Origin of the sequence: Rhizobium ruizarguesonis, from assembly GCF_012349115.1 — a bacterium.
GTDB lineage: Bacteria > Pseudomonadota > Alphaproteobacteria > Rhizobiales > Rhizobiaceae > Rhizobium > Rhizobium ruizarguesonis.
The window spans coordinates 16,169-34,432 of the sequence record NZ_PQIG01000101.1 but is presented as its reverse complement, the minus strand read 5'-3'; the positions used below and the strand labels follow the sequence as shown (position 1 = coordinate 34,432).

Below are 18,264 nucleotides of genomic sequence, written 5' to 3'. Positions count from 1 at the left end.
ACCATCCGATGAATTTTTCAGCCTGGTCCATTCGAAACCCCATCGCACCGCTGCTGGCCTTCTGCCTGCTGGTGTTCATCGGCATGCAGTCCTTCAACTCGCTGCCGATCACCCGCTTTCCCAACATCGACGTACCGCTGGTTTCGATCAGCGTGACTCAAAGCGGCGCTTCGCCTGCTGAACTCGAAATGCAGGTGACGAAGGAGATCGAAGACGCCGTCGCCTCGATCACCGGCATCGACGAGATCCAGTCGACGGTGACCGACGGCAGCTCGCAGACCAACGTCATGTTCCGCATGGAAGTGCCGACCGAACAGGCCGTGCAGGACACCAAGGACGCGATCGACCGCATCCGCAGCGATCTGCCGGCAAACGCCGAAGCACCGATCGTCTCCAAGGTCGATGTCGAAGGCCAGGCGATCCAGACCTTCGCCGTTTCCTCGCCTGCCCTGTCGCTGGAAGAACTCTCCTGGTTCGTTGACGACACGATCAAGCGTTCGCTGCAGGGCCAGGCCGGCATCGGCCGCGTCGACCGCTACGGCGGCGCCGAGCGCGAAGTGCGCATCGAACTCACCCCCGACAAGCTCAACGCCTATGGCATCACCGCCGCAAGCGTGAACGAGCAGCTGCGCGGCACCAACATCGATCTCGGCTCCGGCCGCGGCCAGGTGGCCGGCAGCGAACAGGCGATCCGCGTTCTGGGCGACGCCCGCAACGTCGCCGAGCTCGCCGACACGACGATCGCGCTGCCGAACGGCCGCTTCGTCAAGCTGTCCGATCTTGGTGTCATCAAGGACACCTATGAGGAGCCGAAGTCCTTCTCGCGCTTCAACGATACGCCCGTCGTCACTTTCGGCGTTTTCCGTTCCAAGGGTGCCAGCGAGGTCAGCGTCGCCGAAACCGTGGGCCAAAGCCTCGACAAGGTGCGGGCCGAAAACCCGAACGTGAAGATCGAACTGATCGACGATTCGGTTTATTTCACCTATGGCAACTACGAAGCCGCCATCCATACGCTGCTCGAAGGCGCGCTGCTCGCCGTTATCGTCGTCTTCCTGTTCCTCAGGAACTGGCGCGCGACGCTGATTTCGGCAATCGCCCTTCCCCTGTCCGCGATCCCGACCTTCTGGATCATGGACCTGATGGGCTTCTCGCTGAACCTCGTCAGCTTCCTCGCCTTGACGCTCGCGACCGGCATCCTCGTCGACGATGCGATCGTCGAAATCGAAAACATCGCCCGCCACATCAAGATGGGCAAGACGCCTTATCGAGCGGCGATCGAGGCGGCTGATGAAATCGGCCTTGCCGTCATCGCCACCACCTTCACCATCATCGCCGTCTTCGTGCCGGTTTCCTTCATGCCGGGCATTCCGGGCCAGTATTTCATCCAGTTCGGCCTGACCGTCGCCTTCTCCGTCTTCTTCTCGCTGATGGTCGCGCGCCTCATCACCCCGATGATGGCCGCCTATCTGATGCGCGCCGAAGACGGCATGGAAGATCATCACGACAATGACGGCCTGCTGATGCGCGGCTACACCCGTCTCATACGTGGCACGACCGGACGCTGGTACACGCGTTATGCGACGCTGATTGTCGCGTTCGCCTTCCTGGTCGGCTCCGTTATGTTGCTGATGCAGGTTCCCGGCAGCTTCCTGCCGCCGGAAGACGCTTCACGCATCGTTCTCTCCGTCGAACTGCCTCCCAATGCACGGCTTGACGACACCGAGAAGACGACGGATGCGATCTACGACAGGGTCAAGGACATTGACGGCGTCGATAGCGTCTTCGTTCTCGGCGGCGCATCGCCGAAGGGCGATCTCGAACTGCGCCGTGCGACCGTCACGCTGGCACTCGACAAGCTCGACCAATCGCTGGTCAAGAAGATGGTCAACGACGTGCTCGGCCATATCCCGGTCATCGGCCCGATGCTGCCGAAGGTGGAAGTCCACGGCCGCGAACGTCCGCAGTGGAATATCGAAAAGGAAGTCTTCGCCAAGCTGCACGACATTCCCGACGTCCATATCCTGAAGCTCAATGACCGCGGCGAACGCGACCTCTCCTTCAACTTCCTCTCCAAGAGTGACAAGGATCTGAACGACGCCATCGGCATTCTGGAAGCCAAGCTCCGCGCCGATCCGCTGCTTGCCAATGTCAGCGCCGACGGTGCCCTGCCCCGTCCGGAACTGCAGGTTCATCCGCGCAAGGATGAGGCGGCCCGCCTCGGCATCACGCCGCAGCAGATCTCCGAGACGATCCGCGTCGCCACCATCGGCGATGTCGACGCAGCCCTTGCCAAGATCTCGCTCGACGATCGCCAGATCCCGATCCGTGTCCAGACTTCACTCGACATGCGCCGCGATCTCGCAGCCATCCGGGCGCTGAAGATCCAGACCGCCAGCGGCGGCACCGTGCCGCTCGCAAGCGTCGCCAATATCGACTATTCGGAAGGCGTAAGCTCGATCAAGCGCAACAACCGCTACCGCGTCGTCTCGATCGGGTCCGACCTGCCGCAGGGCGTGGCGCTCGACACAGCTTCGGCCCGCTTCCGCGAGATCGTCAATGGGGCCAACATCCCGGCCACCGTGCACCTTGCCGAAAGCGGCGACACCAAGGTGCAGACCGAGATGCAGCAGAGCTTCGTCAACGCCATGCTGATGGGTCTCCTATTGGTGCTGACGGTGCTGATCCTGCTCTTTAAGGACGTGATCCAGCCCTTCACCATCCTGTTCTCGTTGCCGCTCGCCATTGGCGGCGTCGCAGCCGGCCTGCTCGTCACCAACAATCCGCTGTCGATGCCCGTCATGATCGGCATCCTGATGCTGATGGGTGTCGTCACCAAGAACGCCATCCTGCTCGTCGATTTCGCGATTGAGATGCGCCACCGGGGCATGCCTCGCGTCGAGGCCATGGTCGAAGCCGGCCGCAAGCGCGCCCGTCCGATCATCATGACCTCGATCGCCATGTCGGCGGGCATGCTGCCCTCCGCGCTCGGTGTCGGCGAAGGCGGCTCGTTCCGCGCGCCGATGGCGATTGCGGTGATCGGCGGCATCATCGTCTCGACCGTGCTCTCGCTCGTCGTCGTGCCCTCCTTCTTCCTGATCATGGACGATCTGTCCCGCCTGCTCGGCTGGGCTTTCGGCCGCCTGGTCGGCAGGAAGGACGAAGAGGAACTGCCGCTGTCGCGCGAGGATCTTACCCGCGTCACCCGCGAGAACAGCAGCGACATCGACTCGCTGGAAGAGCGCCTGACCGCGATCGAAAAGCCGGAAAGCAAACGCAAGAGCGCCAAGGGCAACGACACCAACGTGCTCCGCCTGCCGCCCTTCGCGGCGGAATAAGCAAAACCCAGGAAATGAACGGGCCGGGGGCGATCTCCCGGCCCGTTTCGTTTTTCGTTCATTTCCAACGCATGTCGCGCAAAAGTGTGCAGCGGTTTTTAGAGCATGATGCCGAAAAGTGTGAGCGGTTTTCGGACGACATCATGCTCTAATTCTTTGATTTTGATCCGGATGTTTTTAGGCCGATCCGGCCTAAATCCGGATCTAGAGCCCGCCCTGCTCCCTGAGGAAGCTGACGATCGAGCTGACGCCGTCGCCGCGCTTCATGTCGGAGAAGACGAAGGGGCGCGAAGCGCGCATGCGCGTCGCATCCCGGTCCATCACGTCGAGATCGGCACCGACATAGGGTGCCAGATCCTTCTTGTTGATGACGAGCAGGTCCGACCGGGTGATGCCGGGCCCGCCCTTGCGCGGGATTTCCTCGCCCTGACAGACGGAGATGACATAGATGGTGATATCGGCAAGATCAGGCGAAAAGGTCGCCGCCAGATTGTCGCCGCCGGATTCGATGAAGACGACGTCGAGATCGGGGATCCGCTGGTTGAGGCCGGCGATCGCCTGCAAATTGATCGTCGCATCCTCACGAATGGCGGTATGCGGGCAGCCGCCTGTCTCGACGCCGACGATGCGGTCCGAAGTCAATGCCTGCATCCGCACCAGCGCCTCGGCATCCTCGGTCGTATAGATATCGTTGGTGACGACGGCGACGGAATAGTCGTCGCGCATCGCCTTGCAGAGCTTTTCGGTCAGCGCCGTCTTGCCCGAGCCGACCGGCCCGCCGATGCCGACACGCAAAGGTCCGTTTCTTGATTTCATGTGCCTTACTCCAATCGAACCCCGATGATAACGAAGCCGCCCGCCCGCGCCACCGTCAAATGACGCAGCCGCCGCGATAATTTCGGACAATCACGAGCGGAACAGCCGCGTCGCCTGCGTCTCGTGGCGCAGGCTGGCAATATCGGCCTGCACCGTCGCCGAACCCAGATCATCGAGCGTCGAGGTCGCCGCCCGCCGGGCGATCTCCGCGAGGTGCTCTTCGAGGCCGGCAAGCACGGCAACGCCACCCCTTTGCCCAGCGACGCCGAGGCGGATGCCTGATGAAACCGCTTGTGAGGCATAGGCATGCAGGAAGACGACGAGCGCCTTCTCAGGCCTGATACCGTGCGCGCCCGTCACCGCCCCGACCGCAATGGGATAAGCGACCTTGTCAGGTAGCCGCTCGAACACGCCGTCCGGCCAGGCCCGCGCCGCCGCGAGGAAAGCCTCGCCGAGCAGCATCGTTTCCTGATGCCTTTCGCGCGATCCGGCCAGCGCCTCAGCGAGTGCAGCGACTTCGGCAAGGCGTGCGGGTTCTGCCTGTTGCCTGTGGCTTTCGGCCAGAAGCACCGCATCGTTCCAGACCGAACCGTTGCCGACCAAAGTGCCGATCCAGGCCGCAAGCGAGGTCGCATCCGTAACGAACCCGTCGGCTACCGCCCGCTCCAGTCCCCCCGAATAGGCAAAGCTGCCGATCGGAAAGGCCGGCGAGAGCCATGCCGTCAGACGCAGCAATGCCTGCAGCTCGCGATCCCTGGTCATCGAGGCTCAGTCGTGCTTGTGGTCCTGATGTCCGTGGACATGACCATGATCCTGCCCGTGGTCATGATCATGACCGCGATCGTGGCGGTGCTCATGCTCATGCTCGTAGCCATGTTCATGATCATGGTCGTGGCCGTGATTATGATCAAGGTCGTGATCATGCCCGTGGTCATGATTGTGATCGTGATCATGCCCATGAGAATGCCCGCCTTGGGAATGATAGGCCCCGCGCGCCGGCTGGAACGGCTCGTTGATCTCGAGGACGACGGCGCCGAGGCCCTGCAGCATGGTGCGGATGACATGATCGCGCAGGATGACGATGCGGTCTTCCTCGATCTGGGCCGCAAGATGCCGGTTGCCGAGATGCCAGGCGAGCTCGACCAGATGCGTTCGGTCGCGTCCGCGAACCTCGAAGAGCTTCTCGTCCGCGGCGAGGATCTCGATCAGTTCACCGTCGTCGCGCACCAGCAGGTCGCCATTGGCGAAAAGCACCGGATCCTTCAGATCGAGCATGACCATTTCGCCATTTTCCAGATGCAGCAGTTTGCGGCGCAGATGGCGCAGATCATGCGGCAGCTTGACCTGGGCGATCGGATGGGAGGAAGGGGTTCCGGCGGGAAGATAGGAGGTGACGCGCTGCATGATATGTCCGTTTTGCTGAGAGGACGACCATGCAAAATAGCTCTTCCCGATGCAAGCACCAATGCCCTTTCGTCCAGGTGCGGCTTTTATATTCCGTAAGCCTGCATCACATTGTCGCTCTCCGGGCCTCTGTTCTCGCCATCGACGCCGTTGTCGACAAGCCCGTGCCAGGCGTGATGCAGACCTTCCCGTTCGTGGACGACGCGATTGCGCCCAAGTGCCTTGGCGAGATAGAGCGCCCGGTCGGCGGAGGCATAGGCCGCCTGCTTGGTGCGCCCGGCGACGAGATCGGCAACGCCGCCGGAAACGGTGATGCGGATATCGTGCCCCTCGGCTTTCATGGCGCCGCCGGCGATCCGGGCTCGGACGCTTTCGACGCGCTCCATACGCGCCTCGAGCGGCTCCCCGGAGACGATGACGCCGAACTCCTCCCCACCCAGCCGTGCGACGACGGACATCTCATCGAAGGCGGATGTCAGCATGGCCGAAACGGCGATGATGACGGCATCACCGCAGCCATGGCCGAAGCGGTCGTTGATCGTCTTGAAACGGTCGACGTCAAAAATGACCAGCGACGCGTTGCCATCGGTATTCTCAAGCGCCTCGGTAAAAGCGCGCCGGTTGAGCAGTCCGGAAAGCGTATCCGTGCGGCTGAGCTTTTCGAATTCCGCCCGCGAGAGCGCGAGATCGCGCATGGCAAAGCCGGCAAACAGCGAGAGCATGCCGGAAACGGTACCGCCGATCAGCCAGGAGAAGATCGCGCTGAAGCCGATTGCATGGGCGAGCGTCACCGGTAGAAGCCCGAGAAGATCGAGCGACGGCATCGTCAATGCGATAATGACTCCTGAGAGAATAACGGCAAGAAAAGCCATCTTCAGGGCGAAGACATAGACGTTCTTGCGGTATTGAAGATCGCCAAAATCGGCCTGCAGCGAAATCCAGTTTCTCATGAGAATCAACCTTCCTGCTCGGCGTTTCCAGGCATTGATAAGAGCCCAATTGCTGCGGCTGTCTTAATTGACTCGTTAAAATTCGAACGGTTTCGGACGTTTCGATGGACAGAATTTTTCTAGCAGGGGATGCAGCTTTCCAATCCCTGAATCGAACAGTGGGGAGAGACAGTTAAACGATTGATATAAAAGGGGTTTATCAAGCTTCCCGATGCAGCTGTTCCAGAATGGCTTAGCTTGAGAAAATACCGGGTTTTCCACCGATTTTTACAACCATATGGAGAGTGCTATTCACAATTCACTTTAAGAGCGGACCGGCCCGACGGCTGCTTTAATTGTAGACAGCAACAGACAATCGCAATGCTTGTGGAAGCGGGTTCCATATGCCGGTTCGAAGCCCAGCCGAGCGCAGGGCAGCGGCAGTCCAGGTGTTGCAGCCGAAGAGGGCGTTGAAGTATCCCCTGGCCTCGAAGAACCGGTCGATCTCGCCGTAACCCGCATCCGGAATCGGCACCACCGCGCCCGCGTCGCGGACGAAGCTCTCGGAGATAAAATCGCGCAGCTGCACCAATTGATCCTCACTGACATTGAATGCCGTAACGGTGGACTGCGGCTCCGTGATATGACCGGCAAGGTCCACATGCAGCACCGAACGGTCGATCGTCAGCGCGCGTAACACCGGCAGCGGCTTCAGCTCCGCCCATGTGGGAGTTTCCAGATAGAACGCACGACCGCCCCAGCCGATAATGAGCCACTCCGCATTCGGATGGCCGAGCGGAAAACCAGTATTGTCGAGGAAGGAAAAGGCCGCCCGCGTTTCCGCGTCGAGCGGAATGGCAATATCGGTATGGATCGGGCCCGACAGCAGCAGAATCCGATGCGTCACTGCGGCAGACGACGCCTCGACCGGCGCAATCAACGGCCGGGGAATAAAGGTCCCACAGGCCGCCGAAAGCACAAGCAGAAATACGATCCGCAACAACCAGCGGATGCCTGTCCTCATAGGAACCGTCCGTCGCACATGGGCGCGGGCTTAGAACAGGAAATAGCGCTGCGCCATCGGCAGCAGCGTCGCCGGCTCGCATGTCAGCAATTCGCCGTTCGCCCTGACCTCGTAGGTCTCCGGATCGACCTCGATCTCGGGTGTCAGGTCGTTGTGGATCATCGATGCCTTGGAGATGCCGCCGCGCGTATTCTTCACCGCGACCAGTTCCTTGGCAACGCCGAGCCGTCCCTTCAGGCCGGCATCGAGCGAGGCCTGGCTGACGAAGGTGACGGAGGAATTGGTGAGGCTCTTGCCATAGGAGGCAAACATCGGCCGGTAGTGTACCGGCTGCGGCGTAGGGATCGAGGCGTTCGGATCACCCATCGGCGCGGCCGCGATCGACCCACCGAGCAGCACCATATCGGGCTTGACGCCGAAGAAGGCAGGATTCCACAGCACGAGGTCGGCGCGCTTGCCGACTTCGACCGAGCCGATCTCACGGCTGAGACCATGGGCGATCGCCGGATTGATCGTATATTTGGCGATATAGCGGCGGACGCGGAAATTGTCGTTGTCGCCCTTTTCCTCCTTCAGCCGGCCGCGCTGACGCTTCATCTTGTCGGCCGTCTGCCAGGTGCGGATCGCCACCTCGCCGACGCGGCCCATGGCCTGGCTGTCGGACGAGATGATCGAGAAGGCGCCGATATCGTGCAGGATGTCTTCGGCGGCGATCGTCTCCTTGCGGATCCGGCTTTCGGCAAAGGCGATATCTTCGGGGATCGACGGCGACAGATGGTGGCAGACCATCAGCATGTCGAGATGCTCGGCGATGGTATTGACCGTATAGGGACGCGTCGGATTGGTCGACGACGGGATGACGTTCGGCTGGCCGCAGATCTTGATGATGTCAGGCGCATGCCCGCCGCCGGCTCCTTCCGTGTGGAAGGCATGGATGGTGCGGCCCTTGATGGCGCCGATCGTATCCTCGACGAAGCCGCTTTCGTTCAGCGTATCGGTGTGGATCATCACCTGCACGTCGTATTCGTCGGCAACCGACAGGCAGCAGTCGATGGCGCCGGGCGTCGTGCCCCAATCCTCGTGCAGCTTCAGCGACGTGGCGCCGGCCAGTACCATTTCGGTCAGCGCCCCCGGCAGCGAGGCATTGCCCTTGCCGGCAAAGGCGAGGTTCATCGGAAAGGCGTCGGCCGCTTCGATCATGCGCGCGAGATGCCAGGGACCGGGCGTGCAGGTGGTGGCAAGCGTGCCATGCGCCGGTCCCGTGCCGCCGCCCAGCATGCAGGTCATGCCGCTCATCAGCGCTTCCTCGATCTGCTGCGGTGCGATGAAATGGATATGGCTGTCCATACCGCCAGCGGTGACGATCTTGCCTTCGGCAGCGATCGCCTCCGTGCCGGGGCCGACGATGATGTTGACGCCTGGCTGCATGTCGGGATTACCGGCCTTGCCGATCGCAACGATGCGCCCGTCCTTGAGGCCGATATCGGCTTTGTAGATGCCCGAATGATCGACGATCACCGCATTGGTGATGACCGTATCGACCGCACCGTCCGCCCGCGTCACCTGGCTCTGGCCCATGCCGTCGCGGATCACCTTGCCGCCGCCGAACTTCACCTCCTCGCCATAGGTGGTGAAATCTTTCTCGATCTCGATGAAGAGCTCCGTATCAGCAAGGCGCACCTTGTCGCCGGTGGTCGGTCCAAACATGCCGGCGTAGGCGGCGCGCGAGATCTTGTAGGGCATCTATCAGGCTCCTTGGGAGGAAGAGACGAGTGTTTCTCCGCCGAGCCGCTTGAGGCGGCCAGCGGCAATATAGCTATCGACAAGCTGTCGTTCGGCCGAAAACGGGTGCCATTCCCAGCCGACGTGGCCAAAGCCGGCAAGTGTCGCCTCGGCCTCGGCATATGTGTTCAGCACCTCGGCAATGACGATCATACCGCTGCTCGGCACGACATAGGGCGCTGGAGAAAACGACGAAAGCGACGCGTCCGCGGCCTCGTGAACCGATTTGCTGATGATGACGTGCGTTTTGCCGGTGTCTGCGCAGAAGGCGCTGAACTCAGCGGTATAGTCGTCGCAGAAATCATCAAGCTCCGGATGAGAGACGGCAAGCGGCGCCCGCATCGCGGCGAATTTTTCCGGGTCGCGCACGCTCCAGATTTCGCCAGCCGAAACGACGCCCGGATGGGCGCGCCACTCACGCGAACCGAGCATCGCCTTTGCCGGCCTGCCGGTGTTGCAGACCGCGACGGCATCCGTGCGGCTGCCGCCGGCGCCATAAGAGCGGCAATCATTGAAGCGGATGACAATATCGGCGGCATCGATGATGCCAGCCCCGCCCTCCTCAATGTCGCCATTGCCGACGATCATGATTTTCCTGATCACCCTAGTTGCTCATCGTATCTTCGAGCTCTTTCAGCTCTTTCGTGCGTTTGTCCGTAATGTTGGCGAGACACCCCGCGACCAGCATCGGCTCCATCGTGCCGCCACGGGCCTGAAATCCAAAGGCGTCGCATTCGGCGTCACGATAGTCGATCCAGGCGCGCTGCGCCTTGACCAGCGCCTGCTCTGCGCCCTTCATGTCGCCATCCAGGTCCTTGTCGATCGCCGCCAGGGCGGCGCGCGTCTTCTTATATTGCGCATTCAGCGCCTTGTCGGCAGTCTCGTGGCGCGCCGCCTCGCAGCCAGTCATGTCCGATTGCGTCTTGGGATTGTTGCAATTCATATCCTGAGCAGAGGCAGCACCTGCCGTCAGCAGCATCGCCGCCCCGACGAGGCAGATATTCAAGCGCATGCACTTCTCCCGTATTTTGTTCTTAAAGCTTGCCCATCACCAGCTGACGGAAACCGTAGACCTCGCGCTTGCCGGAAAGCGGGATCAGCGTCACCGAGCGCGTCTGCCCCGGCTCGAAGCGCACCGCCGTCCCCGCCGGGATATCGAGCCGCTTGCCGTGTGCTACCGCGCGATCGAAGGAAAGCCCGGCATTGGTCTCGGCGAAATGATAGTGGCTGCCGACCTGCACAGGCCGATCGCCGGTATTGGAAACCTCCAGCGTCACCGTCGGCGCGCCGGCATTCAGTTCGATGTCGCCGCTTGCGGCAATGATCTCGCCTGGAATCATCTCGTCCTCCTTAAGCCGCCTTGGGCGCAGCCCTCGGCCTTCAGTACGCGCTTCGTCGATGCCGGATTTTTGGCGAGCATGGCCGCCGGCCGAATAGGCCTGGCGACGAGATTGCCCCCGCAGTTCGGGCAGACACCCTTCAGCACGCCGTCCACGCAATCGGCGCAGAAGGTGCATTCATAGGTGCAGATCCGTGCCTCAATGCTATCAGGCGGCAGATCCTTGTCGCAGCATTCGCAATTGGGCCTGAGCGCGAGCATTCTTCTCTCCTCAACGGATCGGCTCGTGCACGGTGACGAGCTTGGTTCCATCCGGGAACGTCGCCTCCACCTGCACGTCGTGGATCATCTCTGCAATCCCCTCCATCACCTGGTCGCGGCCGATCACATGGGCGCCTGCTTCCATCAGCTCGGCAACCGGGCGGCCGTCGCGGGCGCCTTCGACGACAAAGTCGCTGATCAGCGCGATCGCTTCGGGATAGTTCAGCTTGACGCCGCGCTCCAGCCGCCGCCGCGCCACCATCGCCGCCATGGAAATCAACAGCTTGTCTTTTTCTCTCGGAGTGAGGTTCATCGCTTATCCATCTGCTTCATGCCTAGAACAGGATGATCCTGTTCTACTTAAAGAGTTAGAGCACGATGTCGCCCGAAAACCGCTCACACTTTTCGGCATCATGCTCTGGTTCATAGATTCCAGACTTTCGGCACAGGCGCACCATTGCGCAAGGCGGAAATGACGGGGATCAGGATTTTTCTGAGTGAGAAGCCGTCGGCTGCTGCAAGACGGACGACGAGCTTGCCATTCCAAGCGCTCGCACCGCCCATCGATCCTTCGACGAGCGGCCGGACCTTGCCGAGATAGGCTTCTGAAAGCGGCCCGGCATAAAGCAACGTCGCAAAGGCCACCTGCCCGCCGAGCACGGCCTGCCGCGCAGCCAGCGCCGCCACGCCTTCGGAAAGTCTGAGTTCTTCGGCGTGGATGAGTTGGCTCGAACGGCGGATGCGCCAGCGGTCGCGGAAGAGCCCTGATACCACCGCCTCACCCATAGCCTTGCGGCCGAGCAGCACGGCTTCGACGGCCAGAAATTCGGCGCTCTCGTCAAGATCGACATCCAGCCGGCGGAAAAGTGCGGCCCGGTCGAAGAGGATCGTTTCCTGCGGCAGCCAGTCGACGCGGGCTTGGGCTCCGACCTTGATGCTGGTCGCCACCTCGGCGATGCCGGCCGATGCCTTGTAGATCTTCTCGCAAGCCTGAGTGGTGACGTCGATGCGCGTGCCGGCGCCGGCATCAACGCTCCAATCCATCCGATCGCCGCCCGTCAGCCCGCCGGCGGTATTGATGATGACGGCTTCCATGGAGGCATCGAAGGTATCGGGCAGGCGGATTTTCGCGGCCCCCTCCTGATAGAGTTCACGGATACGCGTGCGGCCATCGAACAGCTTTGCCGCCAGATGCCCGCGCCCTTCCGCTCTTTGCGGTCTCGTGCCTGCCGCCGCAATCGTCATATCGTCCCCTTCAGTCGCGCTATCGGTTTCCATTCAAGCGCGCGGATAGCGGAAAGCAAGCAATTCCTATGCCGTCCCGAGCAGACCTTTGGCGGCGGCGGACGGTTTTCCAGACGCCGTGCCCTCTGCTGCAAAATGCGGCATCTGCCGGTCAGACAGTCAGATGGCGGCGGGCCTCCGGCGTATCCAGCGTCTCGGCAAGCCCTTCATGCACGATTTCGCCGCGGTCCATGATGTAGACATAGTCGGCAAGCTCGCGGCAGAAATCGAGATACTGCTCGACGAGCAGGATCGCCATGCCTGTGGAGTCGCGCAGATAGCGGATCGCCCGGCCGATATCCTTGATGATCGACGGCTGAATGCCCTCGGTCGGCTCGTCGAGCACGAGAATCCGAGGCCGCGTCACCATGGCCCGCCCGATCGCCAGTTGCTGCTGCTGCCCGCCAGAAAGATCGCCGCCGCGACGTGACAACATCGACTTCAGCACCGGGAAGAGACTGAAGATGTCATCGGGGATGTTGCGGTCGCGGCGGCCAAGCGGAGCAAAGCCGGTTTCGAGATTTTCCTTGACGGTGAGCAGCGGGAAGATTTCACGCCCCTGCGGCACATAGCCGATGCCCTGCTTGGCGCGGGCAAAGGGCGGCAGGCCGTTGAGCTTGGTATCATTGAAGGTGACGGTGCCGGCCGACAGCGGATGCTGGCCGGTAACGGCGCGCAGAAGAGAACTCTTCCCCACGCCGTTACGCCCCAGCACGCAGGTGATCTTGCCCATCTCCGCTTTGATCGAGATGCCGCGCAGCGCCTGAGCGGCGCCGTAGTGGAGGTTTGCGTTTTCGACTGTCAGCATGATGCGACATCCTTGTTTGCCGTGCCGGCGATGCGAGCACCCTCTTCTCCCCCGCGAGGAGAAGTGCCGAGCGCAGCGAGGCGATGAGGGGGCTGAGAAGCAACAGCGACGAGCACCTTGAGCGAAGGCGAAAGGTTATCAGCGGCGTGCCGTGCGGCCCCCGCATCCGACCCTTCGGTCCACCTTCTCCCCGCTGGGGAGAAGAGGGAATATGTCGCTCCCCTTTCAGACCAATCCAGAAACATCGACCGCATCATCACCGCCCCAAATAGTTCTCGATGACCTTCGGATCCGAACTCACAAAGTCGATCGAGCCTTCCGCCAACACCGATCCTTCAGCAAGGCAGGTCACCTTGACGCCGAGGTCTCGGATGAAACCCATGTCATGTTCGACGACGACGACTGACCGGGTTTTGGCGATATCCTTGAGCAGGATCGCAGTTTCCGCCGTCTCCGCATCGGTCATGCCGGCCACCGGCTCGTCGACGAGCAGGAGCTTCGGCTCCTGCGCCAGCAGCATGCCGATCTCCAGCCACTGCTTCTGCCCGTGCGAGAGATTGGCGGCGAATTCGTCGCGGCGATGCGTCAGCCGCACGGTTTCGAGGATTTCCTCGATGCGCGCCTTGTCCTCGCCAGAAAGCCGGTAGAACAGCGTCGAGAACACGCCGCGACGGCGGTTCAGCGCCAGCTCCAGATTGTCCCAGACCGTATGGCTCTCGAACACCGTGGGCTTCTGGAACTTGCGGCCGATGCCGAGCTGGGCGATATCGGCCTCGTCCTTCTTGGTGAGGTCAATCGTGCCGTTGAAGAAAACCTCGCCCTCGTCGGGCCTGGTCTTGCCGGTGATGATATCCATCATCGTCGTCTTGCCGGCGCCGTTCGGGCCGATGATGGCTCTGAGTTCACCGGGTTCGATGACGATCGACAGCGAATTCAGCGCCTTGAAGCCATCGAAGGAAACCGAGACGCCGTTGAGATAAAGTACGCTGTTGGGTTTGACGTCGGGGATCATGGTGCTCACTCCGCTGCCTGTATTTTCGGCTCGATGCCATCTTCCTGCACCGCCGGCGGAGCAGAATTGGAGACCTTCTTCCGCTTTCCGAGATATTGGGCGATCGTGCCGACGACGCCCTTGGGCAGGAACAGCGTGACGGCAACGAAGAGGCCGCCGAGCGCAAACAGCCAGAACTCCGGGAAGAGGCCGGTGAAGATCGTCTTGCCGCCGTTGACGAGGATCGCGCCGATGATCGGGCCGATCAGCGTCGCCCGCCCGCCGACAGCCGTCCAGATGACGACTTCGATCGAATTGGCAGGCGCGAATTCGCCGGGATTGATAATGCCGACCTGCGGCACGTAGAGCGCACCGGCAATACCAGCCATCATCGCCGAGACGACGAAAGTGAAGAGCTTGAAGTGCTCGACGCGGTAACCGAGAAAGCGGGTGCGGCTTTCCGCATCGCGCACGCCGACCAGCACCTTGCCGAACTTCGAGCGCACGATCGCCGAGGCGAGCAGCAGCGACAGAGCAAGGAAGATAGCCGTTGCCGCAAAGAGGACTGCACGCGTACCGTCAGCCTGGACGTTGAAACCGATAATGTCCTTGAAATCGGTAAGGCCGTTATTGCCGCCGAAGCCCATGTCGTTGCGGAAGAAGGCCAGCAGCAGCGCGTAGGTCATCGCCTGGGTGATGATCGAGAGATAGACGCCGTTGACGCGTGAGCGGAAGGCAAACCAGCCGAAGACGAAGGCGAGCAGGCCGGGCACGACGAGCACCATCAGCGCCGCAAACCAGAAATGGTTGAAGCCGTACCAGAACCAGGGCAGATCCTTCCAGTTCAGGAACACCATGAAGTCGGGCAGAACAGGGTCTCCGTAGCTGCCGCGCGTGCCGATCTGGCGCATCAGATACATGCCCATCGCATAGCCGCCGAGCGCAAAAAAGGCCCCGTGGCCGAGCGAGAGGATGCCGCAGAAGCCCCAGACGAGATCAAGCGCCAGCGCCAGCAGCGCATAGGTCAGATACTTGCCGAACAGCGACATGATATAAGTCGGCACGTGTAGCGGATTGGTCGGCCCCGTCATCAGGTTCAGGACCGGCACAAGGACGGCGACCAGAAGCAGGAGGGCGATGGCAATGACGATCTTGCGATCGAGTGATCGGAGAAGGAAGGCCGTTATCATGCTTCCACCGCCCTTCCTTTGAGTGCGAAGAGTCCGCGGGGACGCTTCTGGATGAAGAGAATGATGAGGACGAGCACCAGGATCTTGCCGAGCACGGCACCGGCGAAGGGCTCGAGGAACTTGTTGACGACGCCGAGCGACAGTGCACCGACCAGCGTACCCCAGAGATTGCCGACACCGCCGAAGACGACGACCATGAAGCTGTCGATGATGTAGGATTGACCGAGGTTCGGCGAGACATTGTCGATCTGGCTGAGCGCCACGCCGGCGATGCCGGCAATGCCCGAGCCGAGCGCGAAGGTGAAGGCATCGACCCAGCCGGTGCGGATGCCCATCGACGACGCCATGCGCCGGTTCTGCGTAACGGCACGCATCTGCAGGCCGAAGGCGGACCGCTTGAGCAGCAGAAGCAGCGCTACAAAGACCACCATCGAAAAGACGATGATCCACAGTCGGTTCCAGGTGATGGAGAGCCCGCCGAGATCGAAGACGCCGGACATCCAGGTCGGATTGCGGACCTCGCGGTTGGTCGGGCCGAAGATGCTGCGCACCGCCTGTTGCAGGATGAGCGACACGCCCCAGGTGGCGAGCAGCGTTTCGAGCGGCCGGCCGTAGAGATAACGGATGACGGCGCGCTCGATCACCAGGCCGACGAAGCCGGTAAAGACGAAGGCCGCAGGCACGGCAAAGGCCAGCGAATAATCGGCAAGTTCAGGAAAGGCGGAGGTGATGTATTCCTGCACCACATAGGTGGTGTAGGCGCCGATCATCACCATTTCGCCATGCGCCATGTTGATGACGCCCATGACGCCGAAGGTGATGGCAAGGCCGATCGCGGCAAGCAGCAGCACCGAGCCGAGAGACAATCCGTACCAGATGTTCTGGACGATATCCCACAGCGCCAGGCTGCGATTGATGGAGCTGATATCCGCCTGGATCGCCGGCTTCAGGTCGTCAGGCGCGGTTTCGAGTGTGGTCGTGAGGATGGTCAGCGCATCGCGATTGCCGCGCGCCGCGATCGTATCGATCGCAGCCTTCTTGTCTTCGACGCTCGCATCCGTCTTGAGCAGCAACACTGCGCGGGCCGCTTCCATCGTATTCTTGATCTCAACGTCCTTTTCGGCCGCAAGCGCCGAGTTCAGCAGGTCGAGATTGGCGGGATCGGCATCTTTCAGAAGGCCCTGCGCTGCGGCAAGCCGCGCGGAACGGTCCGGGCTCATCAGCGTCAACTGGCTGGTGGCGGCGCCGATGACGCCGCGAAGCGCGTTATTGATCTTGACCTTCGTCATCAGATCCGGATCGACATCGGCAGCGGCTTCGCCGGTGATCGGATCGGAATAAGTCGGTTCGTCATCGGTACCGCCCTGGAGAAGAACGGGTCCGCCATCGGAATTGACGTAGAGAAGGCCGTCGCTCAACTGCTGCAGGATCTGGCTGACATGCTGGTCCTTGGAAGCGACCAGCGCTTTGATGGCCGCTTCTCGTTCCGGGAAGTCGCCGACGCCGAGCGCGTCGATAAGCACGTGGATATCGTCCTGGGCCTGGACTTCGCTCGAGATTATCACGCCCGAAAATGTCAGGCCCGAAAATGTCAGGCAAACCGTGATGAGGAAAATCTTTATGGCGCGATACATCGGCTTTCTCGCCCTTGATAGTGTTGGCCTCGCGGCGCAATCGCTGGGACGGAGCTTCCGCCCGGGATCAAACCCGGACGGAATCCTTCAGGCAATCATCGGATCGGGGTCGTACTCAGGAGCCCTTGCCACCGCACTTGCCCGTAGCGACGTTGAAGTTGCCGCAGGACATCGGCTTGCGCCAATCGGAGATCAGATCCTTGGAGTCAGGCAGGAAATCTGACCATTCGTCGCCGACGACGGCAGGTGTCTGCTGGACGATTTCGAACTGGCCGTCGGCCTGGATTTCACCGATCAGCACCGGCTTGGTGATGTGGTGGTTCGGCATGACGGTCGCATAACCGCCGGAGAGGTTCGGAACGCTGACGCCGATGATGGTGTCGAGAACCTTGTCGGTATCGGTCGTGCCGGCAGCCTGGACGGCCTTAACCCATGCATTGAAGCCGATATACGCAGCTTCCATCGGGTCGTTCGTCACGCGCTTGTCGCTCTTGGTGAAAGCGTGCCAGTCCTTGATGAACTTCTTGTTGGCAGGGCTTTCGACCGACTCGAAGTAGTTCCAGGCAGCGAGATGGCCGACCAGCGGCTTGGTGTCGAGGCCGGCAAGCTCTTCTTCGCCAACCGAGAAGGCGACGACGGGGATGTCGGTTGCCTTGATGCCCTTGTTGCCCAGTTCCTTGTAGAACGGAACGTTGGCATCGCCGTTGATCGTAGAGACGACGGCGGTCTTCTTGCCGGCCGAACCGAATTCCTTGATCTTGGAAACTTCGGTCTGCCAGTCGGAGAAGCCGAACGGCGTGTAGTTGGTCATGATGTCTTCTTTCGGAATACCCTTCGAAATCAGGTATGCCTCGAGAATCTTGTTGGTCGTGCGCGGATAAACATAGTCCGTACCTTCCAGAACGAAGCGCTTGACGCCTTCTTTTTCCATCAGGTAGTCGACGGCAGGAATGGCCTGCTGGTTCGGAGCAGCACCGGTGTAGAAGATGTTGCGCGAGGACTCTTCGCCTTCATACTGGACCGGGTAGAAGAGGATCGAGTTGGTCTCTTCGAAAACCGGCAGAACGGACTTGCGTGACGAGGACGTCCAGCAACCGAAGACGGCGGCAACCTTGTCCTTCTGGATCAGCTCACGTGCCTTTTCGGCAAACAGCGGCCAGTCGGAAGCCGGGTCGACGACGACGGCCTCGAGCTTCTTGCCGAGAAGGCCGCCCTTCTTGTTCTGCTCGTCGATGAGCATCAGCATGGCGTCCTTGAGCGTCGTCTCGGAGATGGCCATAGTGCCGGAGAGCGAGTGCAGAATGCCGACCTTGATCGTGTCATCGGCGGCAACTGCACCGCTAAAGGCGGCCGACGCCGCCATGATGGCGCCGAGCGCTGCGCCCGTAATAGTGGATTTGAGATTCATCTGGTTGAACTCCCCTCTTCTTGTTCCGCAACAGACCGGAAACGGAGATTAACTGTTGC

The 18,264-nt window shown here is 61.3% G+C and carries 18 protein-coding genes; 1 reads left to right on the top strand and 17 read right to left on the bottom strand.

Features of this window, described 5'->3' with window-relative positions; all coding sequences use genetic code 11:
- The first annotated feature begins 8 nt into the window (after positions 1 to 8).
- Complete coding sequence (locus tag C3Y91_RS27545) at positions 9 to 3,335, top strand: efflux RND transporter permease subunit (RefSeq protein ID WP_018073732.1); 3,327 nt, start codon at positions 9 to 11, stop codon at positions 3,333 to 3,335.
- Positions 3,336 to 3,539: 204 nt separating this feature from the next.
- Here the strand turns inward: C3Y91_RS27545 and ureG are convergent, their stop codons facing one another.
- The 17 genes from ureG to urtA form a co-directional block, all read right to left on the bottom strand.
- A complete protein-coding gene (gene ureG / locus C3Y91_RS27540) occupies positions 3,540 to 4,151 on the bottom strand; it encodes an urease accessory protein UreG (protein ID WP_017965817.1) in 612 nt (203 codons plus the stop codon).
- Positions 4,152 to 4,241: 90 nt separating this feature from the next.
- Positions 4,242 to 4,913, bottom strand: coding sequence for an urease accessory protein UreF (locus C3Y91_RS27535; RefSeq protein WP_024319383.1), 672 nt, complete (start codon positions 4,911 to 4,913; stop codon positions 4,242 to 4,244).
- A gap of 6 nt (positions 4,914 to 4,919) precedes the next feature.
- The gene (ureE, locus tag C3Y91_RS27530) at positions 4,920 to 5,555 is read right to left on the bottom strand and encodes an urease accessory protein UreE (RefSeq protein WP_024319382.1); all 636 of its coding nucleotides are present in this window, start codon (positions 5,553 to 5,555) and stop codon (positions 4,920 to 4,922) included.
- Between the two features lie 86 nt (positions 5,556 to 5,641).
- Positions 5,642 to 6,505: a GGDEF domain-containing protein gene (locus tag C3Y91_RS27525; RefSeq protein ID WP_018073728.1), complete on the bottom strand. Its 864-nt coding sequence runs from the start codon at positions 6,503 to 6,505 to the stop codon at positions 5,642 to 5,644.
- A gap of 331 nt (positions 6,506 to 6,836) precedes the next feature.
- Positions 6,837 to 7,508 (bottom strand): TIGR02117 family protein, encoded by a 672-nt coding sequence (locus C3Y91_RS27520; protein ID WP_075225008.1) that lies wholly within the window; start codon positions 7,506 to 7,508, stop codon positions 6,837 to 6,839.
- 30 nt (positions 7,509 to 7,538) lie between these two features.
- Positions 7,539 to 9,251 (bottom strand): urease subunit alpha, encoded by a 1,713-nt coding sequence (ureC, locus tag C3Y91_RS27515; RefSeq protein ID WP_018481688.1) that lies wholly within the window; start codon positions 9,249 to 9,251, stop codon positions 7,539 to 7,541.
- A 3-nt stretch (positions 9,252 to 9,254) separates the two neighbouring features.
- Positions 9,255 to 9,878: a Urease operon accessory protein gene (locus C3Y91_RS27510; protein WP_130665506.1), complete on the bottom strand. Its 624-nt coding sequence runs from the start codon at positions 9,876 to 9,878 to the stop codon at positions 9,255 to 9,257.
- A gap of 16 nt (positions 9,879 to 9,894) precedes the next feature.
- Positions 9,895 to 10,302, bottom strand: coding sequence for a lysozyme inhibitor LprI family protein (locus C3Y91_RS27505; protein WP_018073724.1), 408 nt, complete (start codon positions 10,300 to 10,302; stop codon positions 9,895 to 9,897).
- A gap of 22 nt (positions 10,303 to 10,324) precedes the next feature.
- On the bottom strand, positions 10,325 to 10,630 hold the full coding sequence (locus C3Y91_RS27500; protein ID WP_003561953.1) for an urease subunit beta: 306 nt from the start codon (positions 10,628 to 10,630) through the stop codon (positions 10,325 to 10,327).
- Complete coding sequence (locus C3Y91_RS27495) at positions 10,627 to 10,890, bottom strand: DUF1272 domain-containing protein (RefSeq protein WP_075225007.1); 264 nt, start codon at positions 10,888 to 10,890, stop codon at positions 10,627 to 10,629. The genes C3Y91_RS27500 and C3Y91_RS27495 overlap by 4 nt, the downstream gene beginning before the upstream one ends.
- Before the next feature lie 10 nt (positions 10,891 to 10,900).
- Complete coding sequence (locus C3Y91_RS27490) at positions 10,901 to 11,203, bottom strand: urease subunit gamma (RefSeq protein WP_003561955.1); 303 nt, start codon at positions 11,201 to 11,203, stop codon at positions 10,901 to 10,903.
- A 110-nt stretch (positions 11,204 to 11,313) separates the two neighbouring features.
- Entirely contained in the window at positions 11,314 to 12,135 is an 822-nt protein-coding gene (locus tag C3Y91_RS27485; protein ID WP_020051339.1) for an urease accessory protein UreD, read from the bottom strand.
- A gap of 151 nt (positions 12,136 to 12,286) precedes the next feature.
- Positions 12,287 to 12,982, bottom strand: a complete 696-nt coding sequence (gene urtE / locus C3Y91_RS27480) for an urea ABC transporter ATP-binding subunit UrtE (RefSeq protein ID WP_003542323.1) — start codon at positions 12,980 to 12,982, stop codon at positions 12,287 to 12,289.
- A 256-nt stretch (positions 12,983 to 13,238) separates the two neighbouring features.
- On the bottom strand, positions 13,239 to 13,994 hold the full coding sequence (gene urtD, locus C3Y91_RS27475) for an urea ABC transporter ATP-binding protein UrtD (RefSeq protein ID WP_020397630.1): 756 nt from the start codon (positions 13,992 to 13,994) through the stop codon (positions 13,239 to 13,241).
- Positions 13,995 to 13,999: 5 nt separating this feature from the next.
- A complete protein-coding gene (gene urtC / locus C3Y91_RS27470; protein ID WP_018073720.1) occupies positions 14,000 to 15,163 on the bottom strand; it encodes an urea ABC transporter permease subunit UrtC in 1,164 nt (387 codons plus the stop codon).
- Positions 15,160 to 16,797 (bottom strand): urea ABC transporter permease subunit UrtB, encoded by a 1,638-nt coding sequence (gene urtB, locus C3Y91_RS27465; RefSeq protein ID WP_168576042.1) that lies wholly within the window; start codon positions 16,795 to 16,797, stop codon positions 15,160 to 15,162. Before urtB ends, urtC begins: the two co-directional genes overlap by 4 nt.
- A 115-nt stretch (positions 16,798 to 16,912) precedes the next feature.
- Positions 16,913 to 18,205, bottom strand: coding sequence for an urea ABC transporter substrate-binding protein (gene urtA / locus C3Y91_RS27460; protein WP_130664993.1), 1,293 nt, complete (start codon positions 18,203 to 18,205; stop codon positions 16,913 to 16,915).
- Between the last annotated feature and the right edge of the window lie 59 nt (positions 18,206 to 18,264).

What these genes read in the sequence shown, in the direction of transcription:
- urtE (WP_003542323.1), bottom strand. Translation starts at nt 12,982, where the DNA reads ATGCTGACAGTCGAAAACGCAAACCTCCACTACGGCGCCGCTCAGGCG.
- C3Y91_RS27525 (WP_018073728.1), bottom strand. Translation starts at nt 6,505, where the DNA reads ATGAGAAACTGGATTTCGCTGCAGGCCGATTTTGGCGATCTTCAATAC.
- urtC (WP_018073720.1), bottom strand. Translation starts at nt 15,163, where the DNA reads ATGATAACGGCCTTCCTTCTCCGATCACTCGATCGCAAGATCGTCATT.
- C3Y91_RS27535 (WP_024319383.1), bottom strand. Translation starts at nt 4,913, where the DNA reads ATGACCAGGGATCGCGAGCTGCAGGCATTGCTGCGTCTGACGGCATGG.
- C3Y91_RS27510 (WP_130665506.1), bottom strand. Translation starts at nt 9,878, where the DNA reads ATGATCGTCGGCAATGGCGACATTGAGGAGGGCGGGGCTGGCATCATC.
- ureE (WP_024319382.1), bottom strand. Translation starts at nt 5,555, where the DNA reads ATGCAGCGCGTCACCTCCTATCTTCCCGCCGGAACCCCTTCCTCCCAT.
- urtB (WP_168576042.1), bottom strand. Translation starts at nt 16,797, where the DNA reads ATGTATCGCGCCATAAAGATTTTCCTCATCACGGTTTGCCTGACATTT.
- C3Y91_RS27520 (WP_075225008.1), bottom strand. Translation starts at nt 7,508, where the DNA reads ATGAGGACAGGCATCCGCTGGTTGTTGCGGATCGTATTTCTGCTTGTG.
- urtD (WP_020397630.1), bottom strand. Translation starts at nt 13,994, where the DNA reads ATGATCCCCGACGTCAAACCCAACAGCGTACTTTATCTCAACGGCGTC.
- C3Y91_RS27505 (WP_018073724.1), bottom strand. Translation starts at nt 10,302, where the DNA reads ATGCGCTTGAATATCTGCCTCGTCGGGGCGGCGATGCTGCTGACGGCA.
- urtA (WP_130664993.1), bottom strand. Translation starts at nt 18,205, where the DNA reads ATGAATCTCAAATCCACTATTACGGGCGCAGCGCTCGGCGCCATCATG.
- C3Y91_RS27485 (WP_020051339.1), bottom strand. Translation starts at nt 12,135, where the DNA reads ATGACGATTGCGGCGGCAGGCACGAGACCGCAAAGAGCGGAAGGGCGC.
- C3Y91_RS27490 (WP_003561955.1), bottom strand. Translation starts at nt 11,203, where the DNA reads ATGAACCTCACTCCGAGAGAAAAAGACAAGCTGTTGATTTCCATGGCG.
- ureC (WP_018481688.1), bottom strand. Translation starts at nt 9,251, where the DNA reads ATGCCCTACAAGATCTCGCGCGCCGCCTACGCCGGCATGTTTGGACCG.
- C3Y91_RS27500 (WP_003561953.1), bottom strand. Translation starts at nt 10,630, where the DNA reads ATGATTCCAGGCGAGATCATTGCCGCAAGCGGCGACATCGAACTGAAT.
- C3Y91_RS27545 (WP_018073732.1), top strand. Translation starts at nt 9, where the DNA reads ATGAATTTTTCAGCCTGGTCCATTCGAAACCCCATCGCACCGCTGCTG.
- ureG (WP_017965817.1), bottom strand. Translation starts at nt 4,151, where the DNA reads ATGAAATCAAGAAACGGACCTTTGCGTGTCGGCATCGGCGGGCCGGTC.
- C3Y91_RS27495 (WP_075225007.1), bottom strand. Translation starts at nt 10,890, where the DNA reads ATGCTCGCGCTCAGGCCCAATTGCGAATGCTGCGACAAGGATCTGCCG.